Source organism: Aeromonas salmonicida subsp. salmonicida (genome assembly GCF_001643305.1).
In the GTDB taxonomy this organism is placed as follows: Bacteria; Pseudomonadota; Gammaproteobacteria; order Enterobacterales; family Aeromonadaceae; genus Aeromonas; species Aeromonas salmonicida.
The window spans coordinates 59404-85686 of sequence record NZ_LSGW01000068.1 but is presented as its reverse complement, the minus strand read 5'-3'; the positions used below and the strand labels follow the sequence as shown (position 1 = coordinate 85686).

General features: G+C 63.7%; 16 protein-coding genes. 6 read left to right on the top strand and 10 right to left on the bottom strand.

Translation table 11 applies throughout. From position 1 onward, the window contains the following. Nucleotides 1–14: 14 nt before the first annotated feature. Together AXW79_RS11455 and AXW79_RS11450 are read left to right on the top strand one after the other, a co-directional pair. Complete coding sequence (locus tag AXW79_RS11455) at nt 15–1082, top strand: amonabactin ABC transporter permease subunit 1 (RefSeq protein WP_011898657.1); 1068 nt, start codon at nt 15–17, stop codon at nt 1080–1082. After that, a complete protein-coding gene (locus AXW79_RS11450; protein WP_005315285.1) occupies nt 1082–1897 on the top strand; it encodes an amonabactin ABC transporter ATP-binding protein in 816 nt (271 codons plus the stop codon). The genes AXW79_RS11455 and AXW79_RS11450 overlap by 1 nt, the downstream gene beginning before the upstream one ends. Before the next feature lie 58 nt (nt 1898–1955). On the opposite strand, the gene amoD is transcribed toward AXW79_RS11450, so the two are convergent. Next, nucleotides 1956–2681, bottom strand: a complete 726-nt coding sequence (amoD, locus tag AXW79_RS11445; RefSeq protein WP_005315278.1) for an amonabactin biosynthesis phosphopantetheinyl transferase AmoD — start codon at nt 2679–2681, stop codon at nt 1956–1958. A gap of 158 nt (nt 2682–2839) precedes the next feature. On the opposite strand from amoD, the gene AXW79_RS11440 reads away from it, so the two are divergent. Then, on the top strand, nt 2840–3784 hold the full coding sequence (locus AXW79_RS11440; protein ID WP_005315275.1) for an amonabactin ABC transporter substrate-binding protein: 945 nt from the start codon (nt 2840–2842) through the stop codon (nt 3782–3784). A gap of 82 nt (nt 3785–3866) precedes the next feature. On the opposite strand, the gene amoH is transcribed toward AXW79_RS11440, so the two are convergent. Genes amoH through AXW79_RS11405 form a run of 7 tightly spaced genes read right to left on the bottom strand, consistent with a single transcriptional unit; the run spans nt 3867 to nt 19362 of the window. Beyond that, on the bottom strand, nt 3867–5477 hold the full coding sequence (gene amoH, locus AXW79_RS11435; RefSeq protein ID WP_005315273.1) for an amonabactin biosynthesis glycine adenylation protein AmoH: 1611 nt from the start codon (nt 5475–5477) through the stop codon (nt 3867–3869). Then, nucleotides 5474–11710: an amonabactin biosynthesis non-ribosomal peptide synthetase AmoG gene (gene amoG, locus AXW79_RS11430; protein ID WP_005315270.1), complete on the bottom strand. Its 6237-nt coding sequence runs from the start codon at nt 11708–11710 to the stop codon at nt 5474–5476. The genes amoH and amoG overlap by 4 nt, the downstream gene beginning before the upstream one ends. 8 nt (nt 11711–11718) lie before the next feature. After that, the gene (dhbA, locus tag AXW79_RS11425) at nt 11719–12468 is read right to left on the bottom strand and encodes a 2,3-dihydro-2,3-dihydroxybenzoate dehydrogenase (RefSeq protein WP_005315268.1); all 750 of its coding nucleotides are present in this window, start codon (nt 12466–12468) and stop codon (nt 11719–11721) included. Nucleotides 12469–12497: 29 nt separating this feature from the next. After that, complete coding sequence (gene amoF / locus AXW79_RS11420; protein WP_005315267.1) at nt 12498–15587, bottom strand: amonabactin biosynthesis non-ribosomal peptide synthetase AmoF; 3090 nt, start codon at nt 15585–15587, stop codon at nt 12498–12500. Further along, complete coding sequence (locus AXW79_RS11415) at nt 15584–16492, bottom strand: isochorismatase family protein (RefSeq protein WP_005315266.1); 909 nt, start codon at nt 16490–16492, stop codon at nt 15584–15586. The genes amoF and AXW79_RS11415 overlap by 4 nt, the downstream gene beginning before the upstream one ends. Nucleotides 16493–16516: 24 nt before the next feature. Then, nucleotides 16517–18187 carry a (2,3-dihydroxybenzoyl)adenylate synthase gene (locus AXW79_RS11410; RefSeq protein ID WP_005315264.1) on the bottom strand — a complete coding sequence of 557 codons (1671 nt, stop codon included), beginning with the start codon at nt 18185–18187 and terminating at the stop codon, nt 16517–16519. After that, on the bottom strand, nt 18184–19362 hold the full coding sequence (locus AXW79_RS11405) for an isochorismate synthase (protein ID WP_017412289.1): 1179 nt from the start codon (nt 19360–19362) through the stop codon (nt 18184–18186). The genes AXW79_RS11410 and AXW79_RS11405 overlap by 4 nt, the downstream gene beginning before the upstream one ends. Nucleotides 19363–19791: 429 nt before the next feature. Between AXW79_RS11405 and AXW79_RS11400 the strand changes: the two genes are divergently transcribed. Beyond that, on the top strand, nt 19792–20343 hold the full coding sequence (locus AXW79_RS11400) for a lipoprotein (protein ID WP_005315260.1): 552 nt from the start codon (nt 19792–19794) through the stop codon (nt 20341–20343). Nucleotides 20344–20489: 146 nt separating this feature from the next. After that, nucleotides 20490–22490, top strand: coding sequence for a hypothetical protein (locus AXW79_RS11395; protein ID WP_005315258.1), 2001 nt, complete (start codon nt 20490–20492; stop codon nt 22488–22490). A gap of 96 nt (nt 22491–22586) precedes the next feature. On the opposite strand, the gene glgC is transcribed toward AXW79_RS11395, so the two are convergent. Continuing rightward, nucleotides 22587–23861 (bottom strand): glucose-1-phosphate adenylyltransferase, encoded by a 1275-nt coding sequence (glgC, locus tag AXW79_RS11390; protein ID WP_005315256.1) that lies wholly within the window; start codon nt 23859–23861, stop codon nt 22587–22589. Nucleotides 23862–24048: 187 nt separating this feature from the next. Here glgC and AXW79_RS11385 point away from each other — a divergent pair, with 187 nt between their 5' ends. Next, entirely contained in the window at nt 24049–25692 is a 1644-nt protein-coding gene (locus AXW79_RS11385) for an EAL domain-containing protein (RefSeq protein WP_005315254.1), read from the top strand. On the opposite strand, the gene AXW79_RS11380 is transcribed toward AXW79_RS11385, so the two are convergent. After that, complete coding sequence (locus AXW79_RS11380) at nt 25655–26149, bottom strand: hypothetical protein (RefSeq protein WP_005315253.1); 495 nt, start codon at nt 26147–26149, stop codon at nt 25655–25657. The genes AXW79_RS11385 and AXW79_RS11380 overlap by 38 nt on opposite strands. Nucleotides 26150–26283 lie beyond the last annotated feature (134 nt).

Sequence of the window (26283 nt, the reverse complement as noted above, 5' to 3'; positions counted from 1 at the left end):
GGTCACCCTGCCTCATGAACAATCCAATGAACACATCGCTGAACGCTTCACTCCCCTCCGGCACCCTCTGCCTGCGACTGGGTGAACGCACCCTGCTGCTGCACCGCCGCGCCTGGCTTATCACGCTGGGCTTGGTGCTCACACTGGCGTTGCTCTCCCTGCTGGCGCTGACCCTGGGCTCAAGCAAACTCACCATGCTGGGGGTAGTGCAAACCCTGCTTGGCGAGGGGAGCCGGCTCGATGAGGTGACTGTCTTCAAGATCCGGCTGCCGCGCATCGTCGCCGTCTTGGTGGCAGGCGCCGCCATGGGCCTCTCCGGCTGCCTGGTGCAGACCCTCATTCGCAACCGCCTCGCTACCCCGGACATGATAGGGGTCAACGAGGGGGCATCGCTGACCATCATCGCCTTCTCCCTCTACCTCACTCTCGGCAGCTGGCCCTGGTGGGCCGCGCCCCTTGGCGCCCTGTTTGCCGCCGCCGTGCTCTATGCCCTGTGCAACAAGCCGGGGGAGCAGGGCTATCTGTTCGTGGTGATCGGCATCGGCGTCTCCGAGCTGATGAACGCCATCGGCCAGTTCGTCATGTCCACCCAGTCGCTGGTGCACCTCACCAGCCTCTACCTGTGGAACATGGGCAACTTCGTCGGCCAGGGCTACGGCACAGTGGTGCCTGTGGGGATCCTGATCCTGCTGGTCTGCCCCTGGATCATTTATCTCTCACGTGCCCTGGGCGTGCTGCGTCTGGGCCCTGTCACCGCACAGAGTCTGGGGGTAAACGTCAACCGGGTGCAGCTCGGCGTGCTGGCTCAGGCCATCGTCGTAGCGGCCCTTGGCACCGCCATCGGCGGTCCTGTGGTGTTCATCGCCATGGCGGCCCCCATACTCGCCTCCTGGATGAGCCGGGATCGCATAGTGCCGCTGTGGATTGCCGCCCTGTGTGGCGCCCTGCTGCTGCTGGCCAGTGACACCCTGGTGCGGGTACTGGCCAGCCCCCATGAGGTCGCCACCGGCATCATGACCCGTATTCTTGGCGGCATACTGCTGCTGTTTATTCTGATAAAAGACAGACAGAGAACCGACTGATGACCCTCACCCTAAATCGCCTCCACTTCGGCTATCAGCAAAAACCCGTCTTCAACGACATCTCCTTCACCATTCCCAAGGGCAAGCTGGTCGGCATCGTCGGCCCCAATGGCGGCGGCAAATCCACCCTGCTCAAGCTGCTGGCCGGCCAGGAACAGCCCCAATCCGGTGAGATACTGCTCAAGGGCAAACCGCTGGAGAGTTACGGCATGAAGGCGCTGGCCCGGGAGCTCGCCTACCTGCCCCAGCGCCCCCTGGTGCCCGCCGGCATTCAGGTCGAACAGCTGGTGCAGTACGGCCGCCATCCCCATCAGGGCTGGTTCAATCAGTGGAGTGAAGAGGATGCCCGCATGGTGCGCTGGGCCTGCGAGCGGATGCAGCTTGGCGACATCTTGCAACAGAGCGCCAGCTCCCTCTCCGGTGGCCAAGCCCAGCGGGTGTGGCTGGCCATGGTGCTGGCCCAGGACGCGGACATCATATTGCTGGATGAACCCACCAGTGTGCTGGATATCGGCCACCAGACGGAAGTGATGGAAGCCATCCACCAGATCACCACCGAGGGCAAGACGGTGCTCATCGTCATCCACGATCTCGCCACCGCCGCCCGCTACTGCGACGAGCTGATCGCCATCGGCGAGGGCAAGATCCAGGCCATGGGCCCGGCTCGCGAGGTGGTGACCAAACCCCTCATCGACCGCCTCTATCAGACGGACGTGGACATACTGCACGCCCCCGGTGATGGCGCCCCCATCATAGTGCCGCGCCGCCGCCCGCAGGCCTTTGCCATGAAGCATGCAAGCCTGAACGCAGGATAAAAAAAACCGTCTGATGACGGTTTTTTTTATCCCATGACACCGAGCGGCAGCGGCACGTTCAGAGCACAAGCGTGGTCAGCACGCCCCCCGGCAAGCGTTGCCAGTGCAGGGTACAGTGCCAGCCTGCGGGCAGATCCGGGGTCAGCGCGCTTTTTAGTTCGAGGGTGAGGGTCTGCTCCGTCACGGCCAGCCAGCGAGCATCGAGAAAGTCAAAATAGCGCCCCACCCTGGGGTAGAGCGCCTTGAACAGGCTCTCCTTGGCAGAGAACACCAGGGTCAACCCCTGGGCCGGACCGAGCGGACAGCGCTGCAGCCGTCCCCACTCCTCATCATTCACAATGCCTAGCCAGAGATTGCACGCCTGCTCATCCTCCAGCCAGGCTTCCAGATCCAGCCCCATCCCCCCCTGGCCCGGACGCACCGCACACAGGGCCATGCCGCGCCCCAGCAACAGGCTGTGGCTGATGCTGCCCTCAAACCCCGTAGGCCAGCGCGGCTCGCGGGCCGATCCTATGGCCACCACATGATCACCAAGCCCAAAGCGGCGCAGAGCCTCACGGGCCGCCAGCCGACCGGCCAGAAACTCCCCCAGCCGCTTGGGGGCCGCACGCTGCAAGCTGGCGGGCAGCAGGATCTCGGCCTGCTCATAGCAGGCCGGGGTGAAGGCGGCGGGATCGAAGCAGACCCGGTGCAGCGCAAGCGGCGCAAAACCGGGCAGCGGCAGGCAGTCGGCATGCAGGATAAAGCTGCCTCGGGATCCGGCAGCCAGGGGAGCAATTGGCATCGAAAAAGCCCTTGGTTCGAGAGCGGTCATGGTAGCAAATCACCCCCTCTCAGCACCACAAACGCAAATGACAATTTTTATCATTTGAATTTTTGATAGCATAAGTCCGCCCGTTTGGGGCCCGGTTTTTCGCTGATTTCACCAAGAAGGATGTAACGATGAAGATCTCCTCCCCTCTGGCCGCCGCGCTCATGCTGGCCAGCCTGGTCGGTTTTCAGGCCCAGGCCAGCACCGAGACCCGTCAGGTGACCGATGCCGATGGCAAGACCCAGGTCGTGCCCGCCCAACCCAAGCGGGTGGTGGTGCTGAGCGAAATCGATCTGGATACGGCCCTGACCCTGGGGTTGCAGCCAGTCGGCACGGTCAACGGTCGTGGCCAGGGCACATTGCCCCGTTACCTGCTGAACAAGGCGGGCAAGGATATCGCCGTGGTCGGCGACCTGGACAACCCCAATCTGGAGCGGCTGATCGATCTGGAGCCGGATCTCATCCTGACCGGCCAGACCAAACCCGAGCTGCTGACCCTGCTGCAAGAGATAGCCCCCACAGTCGTCACCGGCAACTGGGGTGATTCCTGGAAGGAGATCTTCAATCGCAGCGCCCACGTGCTGAACCGGGACGCCGAGGGCAAGGCCTTCCTCGCCCAGTATGACGCCCGCCTGCAAGAGGCCCGCAGCAAGCTTGCCAAGCATCAGGGCGAGCGCCTGAGCATAGTACGCTGGAACCCGAAGGGCCCGAGCTACATGCACAGCGGCACCTTCGCCAGCAGCGTGGTGGAAGAGATGGGGCTGGCCCGTCCGACCCACCAGATCGGCGACAAGACCCCCCACTCCCCGGCCCTGAGCCTCGAATCCCTCAACCTGCTCGACGGTGACTGGCTGGTGATAGGCACCCTGAGCGCCAGCGGCGATGCGGTGGATGCCATGAAGCAGGCCGAGCAGACACCGGCCTTCCAGCAACTGAACGCCATCAAGGGCAAGCGCTTTGGCGCCGTGGATGGCTCGCTGTGGACCTCCACCGGCGGCCCCCAGGCGGCCCTCAAGGTGATCGACGACGTCGAGCAGCTGCTCGCCAAACCGGACGCGGCCCCCATCACCCAATAAGCCCGCGCTCATATGACAGCCAAAAAGAAGCCCGCATCATGCGGGCTTCTTTTTTATGGACGTTTGGCGCTTTCCAGTCGCCCTATTCAGGCAGTGGCAGCGCCTTTCTATCCAATTTCCCGCTGCCTGTCTTGGGCAGGGCATCGAGCAGGAGGATCCGCGCCGGCACCATGTAGTGCGGCAGCGTGGCCTGCAACCCCTTGCGCAGGGCGAGGCGATTGAGGGTCGCCCCGGCTTTGGCCTCCACATAGCCCACCAGCATGGCCTCGTCCCCCTCACCGACCAGGCGCACCGCCGCCTCCTGCACCCCGGGTTGACGGCGAAGGCCCGCCTCCACCTCCCCCAGTTCGATGCGAAAACCCCGCAGCTTGACCTGATCGTCCCGCCGCCCCAGATAAAGGAAGTTGTCTGCCCCCAGCCGCCGCACCCTATCCCCGGTGCGATAGAGGCGATGGGTGTCAAGGCGTAGGAAGGCGGCGCTCGTCAAGGCCGGCTTGCGCCAGTAGCCTTCACACAGGGCCGGGCTCTCGATGCAAAGCTCCCCGCACTCCCCCTCAGATACCGGCAACCCCGCCTCGTCCAGAACCCAGTGGCGGTAGCCGGGCAGGCTGTGGCTGATGGTGATCTGCCCATCCGCCGGTGGCCAGCGCACCTCGCTCACCAGGGACCAGACGGTGGCCTCGGTCGGCCCGTAGCAGTTCCACAGCCGCTGGGTACGACTGCAAAGCTGCTCGGCCAATCCCGAGTCCAGCGCCTCGCCGCCACACAGGGCGGTGAGGGTATCGCGCCCCTGCCAGCCCGCTTTGAGCAGCATGCGCCAGCAGGCCGGGGTGGCTTGCAGCCAGTTGATGGAAGGATCCGCCTCGAGCAGCGCCATCATTCCCAGCGGATCCTTGTTGTGCTGGCCGCCGGCCACCGTCAGCCGGCCACCACCCCAGAGCGGGCCCAGCATCTCCAGCAAGGAGATGTCAAAGGCCGGGGTGGTGATAAAGAGCCAATGGCTGTTAGGTGATAGCCCGAGCCGCTCGCGGATCCCGTCGAGGAAGCAGAGCAGGGCCCGCCGGCTGATGACAACCCCCTTGGGCTCGCCGGTGGAGCCCGAGGTGAACATCATGTAGGCCGCCAGCGCATCGTCCACGCTGGGCCAGGAGACGACAGCTGGCGGTTGCTCCCCCTCTTGCTCGAAAGCTGGGATAGATCGCAATGGACAGCCAAACGCGGGCACATCACCATGCCCATCACAGATCACCGCCGAGAGCCGGGCCTGACGGGCGATACCCTGCAGCCGCTCCACCGGAAAATCCGGCTCGAGCGGCACAAAGGTGAGGCCGAGGCGCAGGAAGGCGAGCAGGCAGGCCACCAGATCCGGGCCTCTCTCCAAGTAGAGGCCGACCCGCTCTCCCACCGCCAACCCCTGCAGGCGGGCGGCGATCTGACCGACCCGCAGACTGAGCTCGCCATAGTTGAGCCAGGCGTCGGGGCCGGCCTCGCCCGTACCGTGCTCACTCATGCCTTGCTCACTCATACCGACCCCGCCCATGCCGATGGCGGGGGCCAGCGGGGTGGCGGCGAGGCAATCGGCCAGGCGCGAGCCCAGGGTCTGCTCGGCTGCTGTACGGCGTTGCAAGCTGTCCATCTCCCGGCTTGCGAGCGGTCTGACGATCTCTTTTTCAACTTGGGGCAGGGCCGTCATAGCACCTCCTCGGGCAGTCGCACCAGCCAGTGCTGATAGAGCCGGCTGGGGGATGAATGGGCCTTGAGATCCCGCAAAGTGAGCGGCGCTCGCTCGCCGGCAAAGGCGGCATTGAGGGCCGCCAGCAAGGCGAGCTGCTGCACCGAATCCACCCCGAGTTCACACAGGGTCTGTTGCCAGACGCCGGGCACGCCGCACTGGCGCTCCCACAGGGCCACCAGCGGACGAGCCGCAGGCGGGCAGGGCTCAGCGACTGGCGCCGCGACGCGCGCTGCCACGGGGGCAGGCAGGCTCATCTCATCGGGTCTGGCCGGCAGCGCAAGGCTCGCCCCCGCCAGCCAGCCAAGCTCGGTCAGCCAGGCGGCCAGCACGGCTTCGGCCTTCGCCATGGGGATCAGATCCCCGTCGAACTCAAAGCGCAGATTGAACTGACCGCCGCGGGCGTTCACCACCAGGGAGAGCGGCAGCTCCACCTTCTCCACCACGGCGCCAAAGCGCGGCACCAGCTGATGGGGCTCCGGCTCCTCCGGCAGCGCCGGCACAGGGTAGTTCTCGAACACGAACAGGCTCTGGAACAGGCGCGCCCTGCCCTGCGTCAGCGCGGCGAGCGACTGGGTGCCGTGCTCATTGAGGGCCATCAAATCCGACTGCAGCCGGGCAATATGCTCGGCCAGGGTCGCCTCGGTGCGCCAATCCAGGATAAGCGGCAGGCTGTTGATATAGAGGCCGACGCTCTGGGTGATCCCCTCGATGGGGAAATCCCGGCCTGGGGTCACGTTGCCCACCAGGGTGATGTCGTCGCCACAGCAGCGGGCCAACAGGCGATGCCAGGCATACTGGGCCAGCAAGCCCGTGGTCACCCCCAGCTCGCGAGCGCGGGCTTCCAGTTGAGCCGACACGTGCGGCGCCAGGGTCTGGCCGCACACCGCAGGCCTGTGCTGCGTCAGCTGCGGCTCCAGCGCCACCCCAAACAAGCGGGAGAGATCATTGGGTCGGGCCAGCTGCTCCGCGCGTCCCTGCCAGTAGGCCTCGCTGGCGCGGGTTTGGCTCGCGATATGGCGGCCAAATTCGAGCCAGGCCCCATCCGCTTCGGCTTGCGGCAGCAGGCCGTTCATCAGGGCTTGATAGCAGCGATGCAGGGAGCCCAGCAATACGGGACCACTCCAGCCATCCAGCACGCCATGGTGGGCACTGAAAATGACCTTGTGGTGATCGGGTGCCAGTTTGAAGCAGGCGACCCGCAGCAAGGGAGCCTGCTCCAGCGGGATCGGGCGGGCCAGATCCTGCTGGCGATAGGCCGCGATGCGCGCCTCGGCCTGCTCATCCCCCACCAGATCCTGATAGTGGAATGGCAGCTCGGCATGGCGCAGGATGCGCTGCAGTGCCACCCCATCCGCCAGCACCAGCTCGCTGCGCAGGGCCGGCCAGCGAGCGATCTGCGCCTGCCAGGCCTGGCGGTAGACCGCCAGGTCCAGTGGCTGGTGATACGCCATTTCGGTCTGCAGATGGTAAGCCGTATCACGAGGCGCCAGCGCCCTGTGATAGAGCATGCTCTGCTGCAAGGACGTCATGGGCAGCAGTGTCTCCACCTCGCGCCCGCTCAGCACCTGGTCGAGCGCCGATTGCGAGAGGCCAAGCCCCGGGAAGTCGCTCGGGGTGTGGCGCGGGGCGCTCACCCCACAGCAGTGATCCACTAGCGCCTTCAGGTTGGCAAAAAGCCGCACCATCAAGGCGTCGCTCCCTTGCTGGTTGAGGGCGCCGACCTGGCGCAGGGTGAGACAGCCGTCATAGACGCCCCCGTGCAGGCTGATGAGCTCCCGCGGCAGGTTGTCCGGCGAAGTAGGCGCCCCCGGCGCCATGGGCAGGGGCTGCCAGGGCTGACCTGCAGCGCCCTGATGGCTGACCCCCAGGTAATTGAAGACGATGAGGGCTTCGGGCAGCTCCCAACCACGGGGATGGTGCAGACGAAGGGCGTTGAAGCCTACCCCCTTGTCCGGTACGGCCCGCAGCCGCTCCTTGGTGGCGCACACCAGCGCATCCCACTCTTGCTCATCGGCCAGCGCCAGCGGATAGGTGCTGGTGAACCAGCCCAGGGTACGGCTCACATCGATTTCAGCATCGATTGCCTCACGGCCGTGCCCTTCCAGCATCACGCAGTGGCGTGCGCCATAACCCAGCTCGCTCAAGGTGCGGGTCAGGGCGGCCAGCAGCAGGTCGGGCACCCGGGTGAAGAAGGCCTGATTGGCCGGGTCTATCAAGCGGGCCGTGGTCTCCTTGTCCAGTTGCAGCAGGCTGGCGGCGGCGCGGCCATCTTCGGCGCGTTCGGCCTCCAGCAGACCTTGCTGACTACCTTCCCCCTGGGCCAGCCAGAACGCCAGTTGATCCTCTTCGCGCAGGGCGTAGGCGGCCAGCCCTTCGCCCCACTGGCGATAGCTGCTGCCCTTGGCGGGCAGGGGCTCGCCCCTGCTCACCCGGGCGAGATCCTCGGCCAGAATGCGCCAGGAGACGGCATCGATGACCAGATGGTGGAAGGCGAGGAAAAGCCCCTCCACCGGCTCTGCCTCGCCCTCGATGGCCAGGTTGCGCAGGCGGGTCCAGGCCAGGGTGTGGCCGCTGGCAGGCTCCAGATCCCCTTGCAACTCGGTCAGGCGGGCCTGCAGTTCAGCCCCGCCGAGTGTTCCTGCATCCAGGGTCGGCAGCGGCGGCAGCGCCAGCTCGGCCAGATAGCGCTGACCGCTCGGGGTCACCGCCAGACGCAGGGCGTCATGATGCTGGCGCAGTGTGGTCAGCCAGCCGGCCAGGGTGTCATCATCGATCCCGGCGGGCAGGCGCAGTATTACCCCCTGGTTCCAGTGGCCTGGCTTGGCGAAGCCCTGCTCGAAGAACCAGTGCTGGATGGGATGGAGCGGGAAGTCGCCGACCAGGTTGCCCTGTTCGGTCTGGTGGCTGACCGCCTGCTGCTGGCCGAGCTGGCGGCAGAGGCGGCGCACAGTCTTGGCCTCGAACACGTCCTTGACGCTGCAGTGCAGCCCCGCATCCCGCAGCCTTGTGGTGAGCTGGATGCTGAGGATGGAATCTCCCCCCAAGCGGAAGAAGTCATCCTCCACCCCGAGGGGTTGCTTGAGCACCCCCTGCCAGATGGCGAGCACAGTCTGCTCCAGCTCGCTTTGTGGCTCACTCTTGCTCTGCTGCCAATCAATGGCGGGCAGGCGGCGCACATCCAGCTTGCCGTTGGGGGTGAGCGGCATCTCGGGCAGCCAGCAGAGCCGCACCGGCACCATGTATTCGGGCAGGCATTCACCGGCCCGTTGCAGCAGGGCCTCGCCGTCCGGCTCGCTCGCCCCCTCATGCAGGCAGGCGTACGCCAGCAGGCGACCCTCCTGCACCACCACCTTGATCTGGCGGATGGCCGGGCACAGCGCGGCGACTTGCGTCTCTATCTCGCCGGGCTCGATGCGATAGCCCCGCAGCTTGATCTGCTCGTCAATCCGGCCCAGATATTGGATGTTGCCGTCGCGGCGCCTGAGCGCCCGATCGCCTGTGCGGTAGAGGCGATAAGTACGACCCGCCAAGGCGAGATCGATAAAGGCCTCTTGAGTACGCTCAGGCAGATTGAGGTAGCCACGGGCAAGGCCGAGACCACTCAGGCAGAGCTCACCGGGCACACCGACGGGGCAGAGGTTGCCCCCTTCGTCCAGGATCAGCGCTTTTAAATTGCTGATAGGCTGGCCTATGGTGATGGGCTGACCCGGCACGAGCCGCGCGCAGAGCGCCGTGACTGTGCACTCGGTCGGGCCGTACATGTTAAAGAGTGCTATCCGCTCCCCCCAGCGTTCCACCAGGCTGCTCGGGCAGGCTTCACCGCCAAAACCGATGGCGCGCAGAGAACCGAGATCGGTCGGTGGCAACAGGTTCGCCAGCAGGGCGGTGGGCAGGATCATATGGCTGGCGCCACAGTTGATCGCGGCCGTGATGGCCCCCTCGCCCGGCTCGCCAAAGTGCAGGGCCGCGCCGCAGTAGAGCGGCAGCAGGGTTGTCATGTTGCCCGCATCGAACGACAGGGACATGCAGTTGAACATGGCGCCATCCTGATCAAGGACGATGCGCGCGCCGTGATCCGCCATCAGGTTGACCAGGCTGCCCTGCTCCACCATGACCCCCTTGGGCAAGCCGGTACTGCCGGAGGTGTAGATGATCTGGGCCAGCATGGCCGCGTCCCGGGGGATGGTGGGAGCCTTGCTTGGCAGCCCATCCAGCGCCAGCCGATGCAGGTTGTGGTAACCGGCATCTGTGCCCTTGATGGCTTCGGCGAGCCGGGCATCCGGCTCTCCTCCCAGCACCAGCACAATGCTGGCGTCACCGAGGATATGGGCCAATCGCTCGGCGGGATAGGCGGGATCGAGCGGCACATAGGCCGCCCCCGCCTTCCAGCAGGCGAGCAGGGCGACCGCGAAAGCCACATCCCGTCTGGCCTGGATGCCGATGGCGGCGCCCGGCTTCACGCCTCGGGTCAGCAGCCAGTGGGCCAGCCGGTTGGCGCGCGCCTCCAGCTCGCCGTAACTCAGGGCGCCTTCGCCATCACTCACCGCCAGCGCGTCGGGACGCTCCGCCGCGCGGCGCTCTATGTGGCAGAGCAGGGTGTCGCGGCTGGGGTAATCCAGGGGCAGGCTGGCGAGCTCGGCGGCCAGCGCTGCTTGGTCTGTGCCCGCCTCCAGCGGCAGCTGCCAGATGTCGGTCTCGGGGGCCGCCACCACGGCGCGCATCAGGTGCAGCAGACGATCGGCGTAAGACTGGATGGTCTCTCGCTCGAACAGGGCGGTGGCGAACAGCCAATCCACCCTGACGGAATCCATCAACTCGGTCACCTTGACCGAGATGTCGGTCTTGGCGGGCAGCACCGGCGAGGTCTCCTCCACCAGCTGGCAGCCAGGGATGAGATCGTTGAAATCCACCTTGGCCTGATAGACCAGCATGATCTGGAAGATGGGGTTGATGGCGGTGGTGCGATCGGCGCCTATGGCCTCGGCCAGCGCCTCGAAGCGGTAGAGCTGGTGATCGAAGGCCGCCAGATCCTCCTCCCGACACTGCTGCAGGTAGTCGACAAAGCTGGGGCGACCGTCGAGCCGGGTGCGCAGTACCAGGGTATTGACGAAGAAGCCCACCAGGGACTCTATCTCGTGGCGCTCGCGGTAGGCGAGCGGCGTGCCTATGACGACCTCCTTCTCGCCACTCTGGCGCACCATCAGCAGGGCAAACAGGGCATGCAGGCCGATGAAGTTGGAGGTGTTGTGGCGCTGGCACAGCCGTTTGAAGCTCTCCCACAGGGTGTTGTCTATGGTGGAGAAGACCAGCTCGCCGCCGCTGGCCTGATGGGCCGGGCGGGGCTTGTCCAGCGGCAGGCCGTGCACCTCGGGGCTGCCACCGAGCCGGTCGACCCAGAACGGCTTGAACTCGGCGTGATAGTCAAGAAAGCGCGGCGAATTGAACCAGTGGGCATAGTCGAGATAGGTGAGCGGCAACTCGGGCACGCTCAAGGGCTCCCGGTTCTGATGGGCCAGGAAGGCGCGCTTCAAGTCGGCAAACATGTTCTTGACCGACCAGCCGTCCGAGACGATGTGGTGCTGGGTGATCAACAGCACATGTTCATGAGACCCCAACCGAATAAGGTGCACCCGACTCAAGTCCCCTTTGGTCAGAGAGAAGGGGCGCCCTATCTCCTCGCGCACCCGCCTGGCCACATAGGCCTCGCGTTCGGCTTGCGGCTGCTGGCTGACGTCTTCAACAGGCAAGGTGAAGGGAAGGTGCGGCAGTATCTCCTGGGCCCCCCTGCCCGCCTCGTCCTTGATGAAGCGAGTGCGCATGCTGGGGTGGCGGGCAAACAGGTGATCGAAGGCAAATTCCAGGGCTCGGGTATCCAGCTCGCCACGGACCCTGAAGTAGACTGGCATATTGTAGAGATGGGAGGCCTCCTCATACTGCTCGATAAACCAGAGCCCGCTCTGGGAGGAAGAGAGCGGCCCGCTCTGGGCTCCCTGGGCGACGATAGGTGCCTCGAAGGCGGCGCGGGCCGCCAGACAGCGCACCAGCTCATCCTTGTGCGCCTTGATTTGGGTGCCGATGGCGGGGGTCAGTGCCTCCTTGCTCGACTGGGAAATCAGCTGCCCTTTCTCGTTGAGGGCCAGCCTGACACCCTGGCGTTCCAGCTGTTTTAGCAGCGTTATCATATTGTTCATGACTTACCTCAGGCGCTCAGGGTGGCGCCGCCATCGACGACCAGATCCTGCAGCGTGATATGGCTGGCCAAGTCCGAGGCCAGGAAGAGCACTGTATTGGCGATCTCCGCCGGGGTGGCGATTTTGCGCAGGGGAATACCGAGCTTGAACTGATCCGGCAGCCCGGCAATGGTGCGGGCCATGGCCCCCTCGTCCGGCAGCATGCCGCGCAACATGGGGGTATCCGTCGAGCCCGGCGACACCAGGTTGACCCGCACACCGAAGGGGGCCAACTCCAGCCCCACCGTCTGGGTCAGGCTGGTGACCGCCGCCTTGGAGGCGCAGTAGGCCGCCATCTGCATGCGCGGCACATGGGCCGCGTTGGAGCCTATGGTGACGATGGCGCCGCGCCGCTGCGTCTTGAAGTGGGGCACCAGGGCCCGCAGCAGATAGAAGACGCCGGTGGCGTTGACCGTCATGCAGTCGTGCCAATCCTGGTCGCTCAAGTTTTCGGTGGGGCCGAGGCGCAGCACCCCGGCCCCGTTGACCAGCACATCCAGCCCGCCGTCTGCCAGCAGCGCTGCGCAACAGGCGTTCACCGCTGCGGCATCACCGATGTCGAGCAGCCGGGTGGCATAGGGGTAGTCTGCCTCGGGGAACGCCAGATCCAGCCCCACCACGGCGGCGCCGGCGGCCACGAACTGCTCTGCCACCTCGCGCCCTATGCCACGGCCAGCTCCGGTCACCCAGACCCGCTTGCCACTGAAATCAAACGCCATTTTTTGCGGCTCCTTCGTCATCTTGCTCATCACCAGACCATCTCCACACTCTCTTCATCCTCGGTCAGCTTGCCGTCGAGGAAGCGGCAGAAGTCGTCCAGACGGGGGTGGTCGAACACATCGGATACCTTGACCTGCACCCCGAACTCGGCACCGAGCCGGTTCACTATCTGTATGGTCTGCAGGGACTGCCCCCCCAGCTCGAAGAAGTTGTCCGCCGGCGCCATGGTGGCCAGCCCCAGGATCTGCTGCCAGATGGCGCCGACCCGGTTCTCGGTTTCACTGCCGAGGGTCAGTGCCTCATCCGTGGACTGGTACTGAGCCAGCAGGGCCTTGCGATCCAGCTTGTTGGAGCCGGTGCGGGGCAGCTGGTCATAGTGGCGATAGTCGGTGGGGATCATGGCGGCGGGCAGCATCTTGGCGAGCTGCGCCTTGATGGCCCGACTGTCGCGCTCGCTGCCTGCCACGAAGGCCACCAGCCGGCGTACGCTGCCGATGCTCACCCCCTGCACGCAGGCCTCGTCCACCCCGGGCAGGGCCAGCAGTTGAGCCTCCACCTCGCCGGGCTGGATGCGATAGCCGCTGATCTTGAATTCGTTGTCGCGCCGGCCCAGATAGACCAGCCGGCCGGCCGCCAGCCGCACCCGATCGCCTGTGCGATAGACGGGCAGCGCCTGCTCACCGACCCTAAGGGTCTCAAAGCTCCCCTGCACGCCACCCACATAGCCGTTGGCAAGCTGTGGGCCGAGCAGCACCATCTCCCCCTCGCTGGCAGGCTGTTCCCCTGCCCCCAGAATGAGCGCCTGCATGCCGGGCAGCGGCAGACCGATGGGCAGCTGGGCCTGGTTCGGGTCTTCCTGCTGCAGCTCCTGGGTAGTGACCACCACAGTGGTCTCGGTGGGGCCATAGGTGTTGAACAGACGCACATCTGAGCGACCTTGGCGCTGCCACTGGGCCAGTTGCTCGGGGTAAACCGCCTCGCCGCCTATGATGACGGTGGCAAGGGAGGCCGGAATGTGGGCCTGGCCCGCCGTCAGCGCCACCACCCACTCGTTCCAGAAGGCGGTGGGCAGGTCGAGGTGGGTGATCCCCATCTGCTCCACCCCGGCCGCGAAGGCGGCCATGGATTCGAGCAGGGCGTCGGTACGCAGCACCAGGGTGGCACCGGCGCTCAGTGTGGCAAACACCTCCTCTATGCTGGCGTCGAAATTGAAGGGGGCAAATTGCAACATCCGGGCCCCCTCGTTCAGGTGATAGCGGCAGCGGGCGGCAGCGGCGAAGTGATCGAGCGCCCCGTGACTGACCGCCACCCCCTTGGGTAGGCCGGTCGAGCCCGAGGTGAACATCAGGTAGGCGACGGCGCGGCCGGCGGCTGGCTGGTTCAAGCGGTTGTCGCTCACCAGATCCCCCGCCAGGAGCGTGCGCCCCTCGAACAGGCTGGCCAGCTTGTGGCGATACTCCGCCTGGGTGATCAGGGTCTTGACCTCCCCAAGGCGCAGTATATGGCCCTGGCGCTCCAGCGGCTGCTCGGGGTCGAGGGGCACATAGACGGCGCCCGCCAGCAGCACCGCCAGCTGGGTGAAGATGGCCAGGGGAGAGCGGGCCAGCATGACCCCGACCCTGTCCCCGGGTTGCACGCCGGACGCCTGCAGGGCCGCTGCCATCTGCTCGCAGCGGGCCAGCAGTGCCTCGTAGCTGACGCTCGCCTCCCCTTGTATCAGGGCAATCTTGTTCGGGGTCTGGGCGGCGAAGTGGCAGAGCGCGTCCAGCACCGGCCGCACCTTGATCACTTCGTGAGCGGGAGCCGTGATCATGGCTCCCTGCCGCTGCTCGGCCAGCCAGTCGGCCTTGAGGCTGCCCAGGTTCTGGGCGGGCTGGGCCAGCCAGCGGCCCAGCAGGGCGAACAGGGTATCGGCGATGGTCGCCAGATCTTGCTGCTGGTAACAGCCGGGGTTGGCGTCCAGATCCAGTCTGGGCTGGCCATCGGCGCCGACCTGCACCTCAATGGTGAGATCCTCCACCGGGCCGGCGCTGATGTTGAGGATATGGGCACTGAGCGGCCCGAAACGGCGGGCGTGATCGAACGGCATGATGTTGACCAAGGGGCCGAACAATCGCTTGTCGCCCCCCACCAGGCCAAGGTCGCGGCGCAGCAGTTCGTAGCGGTAGTGCTGGTGCTTGCGCACGCCGCGCTTGGCCTTGGCCACGGCGCCGGCCGCCCCCGCCAGATCCAGTTCTTCACCGAGCGCCAGCGCCAACGGGGTGATGTTCATCTGCATACAGGGCACGGTCAGGGAGGCCGAGCCGATGCGGTTCATCATCATCAGGCCAAGCAACGTTTGTTGCTGGCCACTGGCAAGGGAGAGCTGGGCCGATAGGCCGGCCAGCAGCAGCTCAGGCCAACCCAGCTTGTGCTCGTCGGCAAAGCCGGTCAGGGATTGCCACAGCGCCGCGGGCAGCGGACGGCTCTCGCGGATAAATTCGGCGGCGATGGGCGCGCGGGTCTCGCCAAAGGACTTCACCTCGGGCCAGGCCTGCAATTGCTCCTGCCAGAAGCTGCGGGCGGCGGCGTTCTTGCCGCTCTCCTCACGGGCCAGCTCTTCGGCCAGCACCTCATCCAGCAGGCCAAACGGCGATGGCGACGGCACAGCCCCTGCCAGCCCTTCGCCATAGAGTTCGGCGATACGCTGGAACAGCAAGGTGGTGCCAAAACCGTCCAGCGCTATGTGGTGCACGCAACTGTAGAGGTAATCCCGACCGGGGCCACGCAGCAGGGCTAAGCGGCAGGGAGCCTCTTCGGTCAGTTTGAACGGGCGGCGCAGATCGGCCCATGCCCAGGCGCGGGCGACGACCTCGTCATCGCTTTCAAGGTTCACCTCGCCATAGGCGAGTGGCGCCTCGTCCGAGACGAAGCAGACCGCCTCCCCATCGTCTTCGAAGTGGCCCTTGAGCGCCTCGCACTCACCCACAGCCCGGGTGAGCGCGGCCACCAGCACGGCCACGTCGACCTTGCCATCAAAGGCGATGCACTCGGCGGTGTTGAACATGGCCTTGTCGTCGTTGAGCAAATGACCGGACCAGAGCCCCTGTTGGGGTATAGTCAGAGGGAAGCGGCTCATCGCGTCACCTCCAGCGCCTGTGCTGCCAGCTTGGCCTCGATCAAACGCCACCAGCCATTGAGGGTCGGCAGCTTGGCCAAGTCCACGAAGCCCAGCTCCACCCCGGCGGCGCGCCACTCTGTGAGCAGAGACATGATGCGCACCGAATCCAGGCCGTAGTCGATGAGGTTCTCGTCCGGGTCAAACTCCCCTTCGTCTTCATCGATATGGCTCAGCAGCCGCGCCTTGAGCCCCTCATACGTCAGCAACGGATTAGTCTGGACGGCGAAAGTGGAAGCCGGGGCAAGTGCCAGCACCTCCTCGCAGGGGATTACCTTGCCGCAGCGGGTCGCCACGTAGTCGAGCGCCATCTGGTGATCGGCCAGGGAGAAGTCCGCTATCCCGTCTGCCAGGAAGAAGGGCTGGATGTCGCGCATGAAGGCGTCACAGGCGGTCATCATGCAGCCAATATGGCCGTAGATGCCGCCTATGATGAGCTGATCCCGCCCCAGGTCTTTGAGCATCTGTTCGAATTCGGAGCGCTGGAAGGCGCTGTAGCGCCACTTGACCAGCACTGTGTCGTCACGCTCCGGGCGCAGCCCTGCCACCACCTGTTGCAGCTCGGGACTCTTGTTCAGACCCGGGCCCCACATGTCGTTGAGCAGGGCACGATCTTCGGGGGATTGATCCTTGGGCTGGGCCGTGTAGAAAACCGGGATGCCGAGGGCCTTGCACTGCTTGCGCACCGCGGCGAGTCGCTCGGTGAGGGCCTGGATCAGCGGGCTGTCCTCACCATAAAACGCGGTGAAGTACTCCTGCATGTCGTGGATCAGCAGGGCGGCGCGCTTGGGGTTCAGGGTCCAGTTGACCTTGTTGGCCTTCCACTGGCTGGGCATGGCGTAGTTGTTCAGGGTTGGGATAGCCATAACGTCATGATTCCTTTTTTAGTTTTAAGCTGTGGTCAGGGGCTGGCCGGCGGCGATTAACTCGGCGATTTGCGCGCGCAGCCCCTGCTTGTCAATCTTGCCCACCGCCGTCATGGGCAGGGCATCCAGAGTTTCGAAACGGTCGGGCAGCTTGAAATCCGCCACGCCGCGCTCACGCAGAAACTTGCGCAAGGCCAGCGGCTTCAACCCGGGATCCGTGCTGACGATGAAGGCGCAGCTCTTCTCCCCCATGGCGCTGTCGGGCATGGAGACCAGGGCCGCCTGGGTGATGGCCGGGTGGTGCAGCAGCTGGTTCTCCACCTCTTCCGCCGCGATTTTCTCGCCGCCCCGGTTGATCTGATCCTTCTGCCGCCCCACAACAGTGAGGTAACCATCGGCATCCTGCACCACCAGATCGCCGGAGCAGTAGAAGCCATCTGCATCGAACACACGGGCGTTGTGGGCCTGGCTCTGGTAGTAACCGCGGAAGGTGTAGGGGCCACGGGTATGCAGGGCGCCAGGCTGGCCCGGGGCGACCGGCTGGCCCTCCTCGTCCAGAATGCCCACCTCGTCATCCAGGCTCATGGGGCGGCCCTGGGTGTGGATTATTTTGTCATCGCTATCGTCCAGCCGGGTGTAGTTGACCAGCCCCTCCGCCATGCCGAACACCTGTTGCAGCTGGCAGCCGAGCAGCGGGGTGATCTTTCTGGCCACCGCTTCGGCCAGCTTGGCGCCGCCTACTTGCAGCAAGTCGAGGCTCGCGAGCTGACTGCGGACGGACGGGTCAGATTCGGTGGCCTGCAACCAGAGAGAGACGGCCGGTGGCACCAGGGAAGTGAGGTTGACCTTGTGGCGGGCCACCAGCGGAAAACAGCTCATGGGGCCGGGATCCGGCGCCAGCACCACGGCGCCGCCCGCCTCGAACACACCGAGGGCACCTGGGGAGCTCAAGGGGAAGTTGTGGGGAGCCGGCAGGGCACAGAGATAACGGGTATGGGGGCCGAGTCCACAGATTTCATTGCTGCGGCGCACGCTGTAGTAGTAGTCGTCATGGGTGCGCGGGATCAGCTTGGGGGTGCCGGTGCTGCCGCCGGAGAGCTGGAAGAAGGCCACCTCGTCCGCAGGACTCGGGCCATAGGCGGGGACAGCCAATCCTTCGGTCTTGGCCAGATCACTCAGCCAATGAGTCAGCCCCAGCTCCCCGCTCTCACCATCGAGCAGCACCAGCTCGGCGCCTATGCCTCGCAGCAGGTCACTGTGGCGCGCCCCATTGGCAAACAGCGCATGGGCGAGCGAGCCGATAAAGAGGCGGGGGGTGATCTGCTCGGCGTAAGAGATGAGCTCCAGCCGGTTGTGGCTAAAGAGCGCGTTGACCGGCGCTATGCCTGCTTTGAGCAGGGCGAAGAAGACCAGATAGAATTCGGCCACATTGGGCAGCTGCACCAGGGCTGTGTCCCCGACCCCCAGACCATGGCGGGCCAATCGCCCGGCCAGTCGGCTCGAGGCAGCGTCCAGCTCGCGATAACTGAAACTGCGTTCGCCGCAGAGGATGGCGGTGGCATCCGGCGCCACTTCGCACTGGCGATCCAGCATGGCGGTCAGGGGCTCGCCGCGCCAATAGCCCTTGGCACGATACTGCTCCGCCAAGGCTTCGGGCCAGCGGGTATAGGGCAGGAAGCGGTTGGACTGCGTCATTGTGCCACCTCCAGATCCAGACCAAGCGCGTTGAGCATGGTGCCCAGCTTGGTGCCGGTCTCGGCCCACTCCATGGCGGGATCCGAGCCTGCCACTATGCCGGCGCCGGCAAACAGCTCCACCTGATGGCCATCGAGCACACCGCAGCGGATCACCACGGCCCACTCGCCATTGCCCTGACTGTCGCACCAGCCGACGATGCCGCTGAACAGGGCACGCCGGAAGGGTTCCTGCTCGCGGATGAACTGGCGCGCCAGCTCGGTGGGATAACCGCACAGGGCTGGGGTCGGATGCAGCTGGCAAGCCAGGGAGAGCACAGAAGCCTGACCCGGATTCAGCTGGCCGGCGATGGGCGTGCCCAGATGCCAGAGGGTATCCGTGCTCATCAGGGTAGGATTGGCGGGAATGGCCAGCTCACGGCAGTGCGGTGTCAGCACCCGGCGGATCTCGTCGATCACCAGGCGGTGTTCATGCTGATCCTTGCGGGAGGCCAGCAGATCCCGGGCCACCCGTTTGTCCTGTTCTGGCTCGTTACCGCGCTTGGCAGAGCCCGCCAGCGGGTGAGTGAACACCTCTCCCCCGCTGACCCGCAGCAGCAGCTCGGGGCTGGCCCCAAGCAGGCGGCGATCTTGCCCGAGCGGCAGGGAGAAGTGGAAGGCATGGGGGTTCTGGCTCATCAGCCGGGCCAGCACCTGCTCGGGATCGGCTGGCTTGTGCAGAGTGAGCGATAGCTTGCGCGACAGCACCACCTTGGAGAGACGACCTTGTGCAAACGCATCCAGCGCCGAGCTGACCGAAGCTTTGAACTCGGCCGCCGCCGGTGTGCTCTGTACCGAAATGACCTGGTTGCTCGCAGGTGCACTGGCAAGGGCGGCTTTGGCTGCAAACGTCATCGGCTCGGAGGCCATGCGCACGCCCCGCTCATAGCGGCCAGGCACATAGAGGCAAGAGGCTTCGGCCGGATCGAAGGCAAAGGCACCGACCAGCAGCGGATTGGCTTGCCCTGCGGCCTCGGCCGCCGCCAGCGCCCGGGCTATCTGTCGCTCCAGCAAGGGCCATTCACAGGCGGGCGTGGTGATAGGCTGGCCCAGGTCGTAGGCACTGATCGTGCCCTGACCTGAGGTAAACAAGAAATCGGGCGGGGACGCAGCCTGGGCAGGCGCGCTATTTTCCATCGCAGCCTGGGCAGGCGCGCTATTTTCCATCGCAGCCTGGGCAGGCGCGCTATTTTCCATCGCAGCCTGGGCAGGCGCGCTATTTTCCATCACAAGAGTATCCACGTTACACCCTCAAACATGATTCAAAATGATAATGATTATCAATTTGTATTTGTGCGGCGGTAAAATACTCGCTTTGAAATCACCCGGTCAATGGGATTTTTATATCGTTAAAACGGGAACTTATCTGTGGATATTGGGTGGGCCGCGCCAGCCGCGGGCTGCCTTGTCATTACACCCGCAGTTACTCGTATGAAGACGCAGCTCACACCCCATATGAGGCTGCGACAAAAACGGGGGCTAGGTGCTCATGCTGGCAGCCAGGGGCGTTTCCCCCTAAGATGGCGCCATCTTTTTGGTCATGTCTCTCAACTCACGGAACTGTCGATGTTAAAGCACCTGCTTCTGCTTCCCCTCAGCCTGCTGCTGGCAGCCTGTTCGCTCACCCAGTACAACGTCAGCGAAAGCGAAATCAACCAATACCTCAAAGAGAGGGTCGCCTTCGAGAAACAGCTGGGGATCCCCGGCATCATGTCGAGCAAGGTTCGTCTCGACGAGATGCAGAGCCGCATCGGCCGCAGCAGCGCCGATCGGATCGAGCTGGATGCTGCCGGTGATCTGCAGGTCAGCAGCCCCCTTGGCAGCCAGCAGATGAAGATCCGCTTCTCCCTCAGCGCCCGCCCCGACTATGTGGCCGAACAGGGTGCCATCTATCTGCGCGATCTGGAGCTCGTCTCGGTCAAGACGGAGCCAGCCGACGTGGGCGCCGCCCTCACTCCCCTGCTCTCCACCTTCAACCAGTCCCTCTCCCTGTTCTTCTCCCAGACCCCCGTCTACCGTCTGGATGGCAGTCGCAAAAACGAAGCCAGGATCAAAGACAAGATAGAGGCTCTCAAGGTAGAACCGGGTCGACTGGTCATCCCCTTCAAGCTGCTGTGACCCTCTGGCCGCGCCCCTCTTCTCTTCAACCCCCGGGGCGCGGTTTTTTCTTCTCAAGCTCCCCCCTTTGTCTCATAATGCACACCATTCTCATTTAGATTCATGAGAAGCGTCATAATAAAATCAAACATATGGTGAGAAGGGACATGAGAAAAACCGTACTGGTACAGGCGATCGCCTGCGCACTGCTCAGTGGCGCCGCACAGGCTGCCGTCAAGGTGGAAGACAAGACGTTCAACACAGCCGCCAACATGCTGGCCTATACCGAATTCGAGCTCTCCGGCGAGCCGCTGGCCGAAGCGCTGGGACTGGATCTGGATGTGCTGGATGCCAACCGCGCCGATGAGCCGACCCCGTTCGACTTTGCCGCCGGTATCGAATCCTATGAATATTCCGAAGAGGCCATGTACGCGCTGAACTATCAGTCCGGCATGGGCCCCCATCTGGTGAACGGTCCGCAAAACCTGGCCCGCGGCGGCACCCTGGCCGACCTCGGCAAGCGAGTGCTGGCCATGGCCGAGGCTGTCGGCTTCCCGGCCGATGAAGTGCCACAGGGCATGTATCCCCTCTCCCTGCCCTATGCTTCCGCCAATCCGGAGTTTGCCCAGGCGGTAAACACCACCCCGGTCAACGGTGATCAGGTCACCATCAAGACCGCCAAGGGCACAGAGAAAACCGTCAAGACTCAGGTGCCCGCCTATTTTCGTGACTACGCCACCCTGCGCTGGAGCGGTGCCGACAACCTGCTGAACCCGGCGGCCGTGGGCGGCATACTGCTCAAGGAAGTGATGTGGTCCCAGGATTTCCTCGGTGGCATGCACGTGGCCGAGAGCGATGAAGAGGTGGAAGCCGCGTCCGCCACCATGGATCAGGACGGCAAGCACAAGCTCGGCGTCTCTGCCGCCGACGGCTTCAACGGCATGATGCTGACCGAGCAGTCCATCGACAAGCTGGCCATCATGCAGGGCCAGCTCGGCTTCGATGGCAAGCAGCTGGGTGCCAACATCACACCGCAATACGATCCGTCCAAGGGTATCGTCTACTTCCCCCATCAGGTGAAAGTGACCGAAGCCAGCAAGAATGACGTGGGCGCCATCGGCAAGCTGGAGGTGGTGGATGGCTCAGCCCAGCTGCGCGATGCCTGGATGATGCTGTGGCCGCTCTCCGAATTCTACGCCTTCAGCGATCAACGCACGGCCAACACCAACCAGAACCCGGCCTTCCACGCCGTGTTTGACGGTGCCCCGTTCGCCGCTGCACCTGCCGCCAACAAGGGCAGCGATGCCGCCAAGCTGGTGGCAGGGGAAGATGCCTTCTCCCTGGCGCTGAATCTCTCCGGCATGGTGTTCAAGAACCTCAACGCCCTGCACTTCGAGCCCAAGGCCGGTACCCTGGTCGACAGCTGGCAGGCCGGCAAACAGGGCAAGCACGTCACCACTTTCGACGCCGCTTACGCCCTGGTCGCCTTGCAGATTTTTCAGCGTGCGCAGGATGCTCTGCCGGTCGGTTATGCCGCCGGTGATAACGGCGAGCTGGATCTGAAAACCGCACAAGGCCAACAGGCGCTGGTACTCATTCGCCAGCAGGCTGATTTCATTCTCGGCCAGTTGATGGGCAAGAACGGCCTGGTGTATGACGGCCTGACCCTGGGTGGCAAGCCGGATGCGGGTCAATCCGTGGATGCGCAATTTGCCGCCGTGCGCGGGCTGACCGCGGCCTTCCTCGCCACCTCCGATGCCAAGTACCGCAATGCCGCACGCGAGCTGTTCATCGCGACCGACAAGGCGTACTTCAATACCAAGGCAGGCACCTGGCTTGCGGGCAAGCAGGGTGAATACACTCCCTGGACCCAGGCCGCAATCTCTGGTGCCCTGCGTGCTGCCATGCTGAATCTGCGCAACGAAGGCACGGAGAAGGCCCCCGAGCTGGAGCTGGCACAGCTGACCCAACGCTATGTGGGCTGGTTCCGTGGCACAGTCAACGGCGGCATGCAGATGGCCGAGTGGATCGGCGACTCCGGTGAAAACGTCATCGAAGGGGCCGGTGGCGACACCGACGAAGATGGCGTGCCGCAAGTCACCGCCGCCGGTGGCAAGCACGGCACCGCCATGGTGATGGCCGCCAAGGCCATTGTGAGCGAAAAATAAGTCCGCGAGTAAATCCAGCGATCACACCATAAAGAAAGGGAGCCGATTCGGCTCCCTTATGCATTACAACGTCTGACACAGTTTCAAGCTTCTCTCTCACGCCAGCTTGGCCAGCATCTCCTTGGTCACCAGCACGATTCCCTGCTCTGAACGGTAGAAGCGACGCACATCTTCATCGGCGTTCTCACCCACTACCAGTCCATCTGGCAACACGCAGCCTTTATCCACCACCACCCGGCGCAGACGGCAACCGGCACCTATCTCGACACCGGGGAAAATCACCGCCTGATCCAGGGTACAGAAGGAGTGCACCCGCACATTGGTAAAGAGCACAGAGTTGAGTACGAAAGAGCCGCTGACAATCGATCCCCCCGCGAACATGGAGTTGATGGTCATGCCATGCTGGCCGTTTCTGTCCTGCACGAATTTGGCGGGGGGAGACATGTTCTGGCTGGTCCAGATGGGCCAGCTCTCGTCATAAATGTCGAGCTCGGGCACCACAGAGGCGAGATCCATGTTCGCCTCCCAGAACGAATCCAGGGTCCCCACGTCACGCCAGTAGGGTTCCTGCCCTTCCTTGGCACCGACACAGGACATGGTGAAGGGGTGAGCAAACGCCTTGCCCTCGTCCACGATGCGCGGGATCAGGTCCATGCCGAAGTCATGCTTAGACTCCAGATTGTTGATGTCCTCTTCAAGCAGCTGATAGAGGTACTCCGCCTCGAAGGTATAGATGCCCATGGAGGCCAGGGAGCGATCTTCGCAGCCGGGCATGGCCGGTGGATTGGCCGGTTTCTCCACGAAGGCGCGGATCTTGCGCTGCTCGTCTATGTCCATGACACCGAAGGCAGACGCCTCGGCGCGCGGCACCTCGATACAGGCCACTGTCACCTTGGCACCGAGGCGCACATGATCGAGCAGCATGGCGGCGTAATCCATCTTGTAGATGTGATCCCCCGCCAGCACCACTATGTATTTGGGACCGTAGTCGCGAATGATGTCAACGTTCTGATAGATGGCATCGGCAGTGCCGCGATACCAGTGCACCTCGTCCACCCTTTGTTGGGCAGGCAGCAGGTCGATGAATTCGTTCATCTGGTAGCGCAGGAATGACCAGCCCGATTGCAGGTGGCGCAGCAGGCTGTGGGACTTGTACTGGGTCACCACACCCACCCGGCGAATGCCGGAGTTGATGCAGTTGGAGAGCACGAAATCGATGATCCGGAACTTGCCGCCGAAATGGACGGCAGGCTTGGCGCGGTTGTCAGTCAACTGCTTCAAGCGACTGCCGCGTCCCCCCGCGAGCACCAAGGCCATACTCTGATTCAATAGTTGCCGTGCTTTGGCAGTATTTACGGGTTCTAACAACATAATTACCTCTGCCTTGTTTGATCTATTTTCAACCCATCTTCGCCTTTTTAAGGGCTTATGAAAGTGGTTTCACTCACATTTAGCCGATTTCAATTGGCCCTTTTCCAGGAGTTGAGCGGTATCCCATGCTTTGCGTCGTGAGCTTGGTTAGAATTTCAGCATCACAAACATCATCAAGGATGACAAGATGTTGAACAAGCTCGGGAGTAACCTGTTACTGATCGCAGCCGTCACCTGTGCTCCTCTGCTGCTGTTGCAAGGCATCTGGCTCGCCGCACAGGCAACCCCTCTCACCCTGACACTCATTCTTGGCACCTCTCTGCTCGGTTTCGGACTGATGTTCATGCTGGCCTATCGCGCCCGCAATGCCGAGCGGGCCCAGCAGGACCGCGTCTGGATCAAAGCCCTGCAACTGCGTGACCCTGCGGTTCTGGAGACGGCAGAGGCCCAGGCTGCACTGCAGCAGTTGCTTTCTCACTTCAATGAAGCCGATCTTGATGCCCATCGCCAGATAGACGAGTTGCACAATCTGGCGACTCAGGATGAGCTGACCCAGCTGCAAAACCGCCACGCATTTCGCCGCGACATGACGGCTCTGCTGCAACGGGATCAGGATACCCAGACCGCCACCCTGGTGCTGATCCGTGCCACCGAGCTTGGCAAACTCAATGCTCAGCGCGGCTTTCAGTCGGGGGATGCCTATATCAAGGACATCGCCAATCTGATCACCCGGGTGGTGAGCCGCTTTCCCGGCCATCAGGTTTACCGTATCTCGGGGGCCGACTTCGCCGTGCTGGTGCAGCCGGTGGCCAACATACCGCCCCCCCTGCTCGGGCGAGATCTGAAGATTGCCTTTGACCACTATCAACAGCAGCACGAGCTGGAGAGCGCCGCCTATTCGGGGCTGACGCGCCTGAGCAGCGGGCAGAAGATAGAAGCCATACTGGCGCGGGCCGATCTGGCGCTCGCTCGCGCCCAGACGGAGACAGTCAACGGCTGGGCCATCCAGCAGGACGATGATGAGGTAGTCGACTTGCAGGGTCAGCACCACTGGAAACTGGTGCTCAACGAGCTGCTGGATCAGGAACGGATAAGCTTCACCTATCAACCCATTCAATCCATGCACCGCAGCATGCTGGCCTACAACGAGATTTATACCCGCTTCAGCAGTGCTGACGGCACTGTGCTGCCAACGGACACCCTGTTTGCCATGGCCCAGCGCCTCGACATGGTGATGAAGCTGGAACAGATGCTGGTGGTTCACATCATGCGCCAGTACCGGGCATTTGGCGCCAACCAGAGCCGCTGGGGCATCAACCTCTCCAGCAACCTGTTGCAAAACAGCACCTTCCTGATCTGGCTGGACAGGCAGCTGCTCAAGGATCCCAACACCAGCGCCAATCTGGTGTTCGAACTGGATGAGGAGCATCTGGAGCGCAACATGACGGGGGCCAAACGGGTGTTCGAGCTGCTCAGGCGCAACGGCAGTCGCTCCGCCATCTGCAACTTCGGCAAGGGAATAGGGTCATTCAACCTGTTTCGTGAGCTCAAACCCGATTACATCAAGCTGGATCCCGCCCTCATCACAGGGCTGGAGCAGGATCTGACCAACCAGCAGTTCGTGCGGATGATCGTCGATGTGTCACACCGCATGGGTTGCCAGGTGATAGCGGAAGGGGTGGAGCAACTGGGGCAGAAGCAATTGCTGCAAGGCATGTATGTGGACGGATTGCAGGGCTATCTCATCGCCAGGCCGCAACCGCTGCGACCGGACATCAGCCAGCTGGGGCTGTTTACTGAGGACGTTTCAACTTCAGCAGAGTCAGAATGATGTCGTTGAGCTGGCGATAGCGCTCCAGCTCTTTCTGATCGTAACGGGTCGCCAGCGTGGTGGGATTGTGGCGATTCTTGAGGTAACGGTTGATCTGCAGGCGATTGAAACCCGCCACCTGATAGATTTGACCAAGCAGCGCATTGAGCTCTTCATGTTCAAAGCCGGCTCTGGCGAGGTAATCGGTCTGGGCGGGACTCTCCAGCTGGCTGCTCTGCCTGGCGATACGGCCAGTCTCCTGCAAATAAGAGAGCCACTGTTCCACATAGAGGGGCTTGCTGCCGGCCAGCAGATTGAAGAAGCCGACCGCATCACAGCGACAGTCGGTGAGCAGCAGCACCGCCAGTTTATCGTCATCACAGCTGAAGGTGACAGGGCCTGTCTGCCCCCAGTCCAGCGCCTGGACCCGGATCTCGGCACGCTCCCCTGCAACGCCGGTTACGTCAAATACAAACATGGCTCCTCCCGATCGGCAAAAGAGTGATGATGGACCATCCCCCTGACAGGTGCAAAGCCAAATCGCCTTTTAATCCATCATGGTGGCGCTGGGCCACAAAAAAACCGACATCCTTGCGGATATCGGTTCTTTGT